The sequence below is a fragment of the Candidatus Neomarinimicrobiota bacterium genome (assembly GCA_022567655.1).
In the GTDB taxonomy this organism is placed as follows: domain Bacteria; phylum Fidelibacterota; class SORT01; order SORT01; family SORT01; genus JADFGO01.
The window spans coordinates 1-1646 of record JADFGO010000044.1 but is presented as its reverse complement, the minus strand read 5'-3'; the positions used below and the strand labels follow the sequence as shown (position 1 = coordinate 1646).

The following is a 1646-nucleotide window of genomic DNA, read 5'->3' as shown; positions in this document are numbered from 1 at the left end:
GTCATTAAAAAAACAGAGGCCGGCCGCCATGCCCACGATCTCGCCCATGCAGCCGCCGGTTCGCATCACCCGCACGGTTCCCAACGCCTCGTGGGTCACGCTGGCGTCGCGCCCGGCCATGAATAGGTTGTCCGTATTGCGAGAGTAAAGACACCGATAGGGTATCCAAAACGGCCGGGGGTAGTCGGTGTAATGGGCCACGGCGATGAAGGCGTCGCCCTGGAAGCCCTTCTCGTAGCGTGGTTCGGGCAAATGCAGGTCCATCTGCCATCCGGTGGGCACGCAGCCATCGGAAAACGTCCGGCCGGAGACGAGGTCTTCCTTAGTGAGAACCACCTCGCCCAGCAGCCGCCGTGATTCCCGCTTGCCGGAAACGTGGGCCGCCCAATGCAGCCGATGGTTGGGGTAAATCCTGTCGACGTTCTTGAGGCAGTCCCAGGCGCCGTACATGGCCAGGAAGTTCCAGTCGCGGATGTACTCGCTCTTTTCGAACGGGTCGTGGTCGAAGCCGCTCTCCCAATACCAGCCGCCCAGTTGGAGCAGCCCGGATTCCCCCCGGTCGCGGCCGGGAAACGGCTTGTCGCTCAAATCCAGCGCCCAAGGACAGCGAGGGAAGTCGACCGGTTCGTCCGTCTCGACCGCATGCCAAAGATTACAACGGCCCATGTGGCCTAGCAGCGTCATCTCATGATCGGCCCCGGCCAGGAAGCCGATCGAGCCGTCGCCCGTGCAGTCGGCGAACCAGCGTCCGGTAAGTCGAACGCGGCGTCCGGTTTGCGTTTGTTGGGCGATCACCGCGCGAATGCGTCGGGCGTCCATCTCCACGCCGTTAGCCCGATGCGACACAAAGAGCGCGACATTCTCCTCCGCTCGGACCAAGGCCAGCTTCTTGTCGTCTTCGTAGAGGTCGGCCGTGTTGGCGGAGCCGTAGTGGGCGGCCTTTTCCTGTTCCAATTCGGCCACGATGTCGCCTACTCGCGGGTAAGGAGGCAGGTTTCGAGCGCCTTGCAGCCAGACGCGAACCTCGGAACTGTTGTTGCCGCCCAGCACTGGGCGGTCTTGCACTAAGGCAACCTTCAGCCCCAGTCGGGCGGCCGACAGCGCGGCGCACGTGCCGGCGATTCCCCCGCCGACCACGACCAGGTCAAACTGGCCCGCCTGCCGCGGCTCGTCGGGTAGGCCCAGCAGCCGGCGTCGGAAAGCGGCCAGCTCGGGTCCAGCGTCGGGCGGGTTGAGATTCGGATCGGCCGTCAGCAGAATCGCGTCCACGCGGCCCTCGAAACCGGTCAGGTCGTGCAGGGCCAGCGTGATGCGGCGATGGTCGTCGGCCACGTCGATCCGGCCGGCCGTTTGCCAATGCCAGTCGGCGTCTTCCGCTCCGAGGATCGTATCGAGCCGCTTTCCGTCGATGACGAGTTGGAATCGGCCCGGCGTCCCGCTCAAGTTGAAGCTGGTTCTCCACGGTCCGATCCAATCGCGCGTGCGGACCAGCAGGCGATAGGTTCCGGCGCGGGGTAGTTCGACGATCGTCGTCGCGTCGTCAACGGGACGGCCCAAGCCGTGGGCCAATAGATAGGGCGAACCCATCTGGTCCATGAATTGGCAATCGTGTACCCAGCCGCCGAAGTCGTCGAAGCGTTCCGCCT

At 64.5% G+C, this 1646-nt stretch carries 1 protein-coding gene; it reads right to left on the bottom strand.

The annotated features are described in order from the left end of the window. The coding region (locus IID12_06055) for an FAD-dependent oxidoreductase (protein ID MCH8288650.1) at positions 1-1646 on the bottom strand (1646 nt) is incomplete at both ends.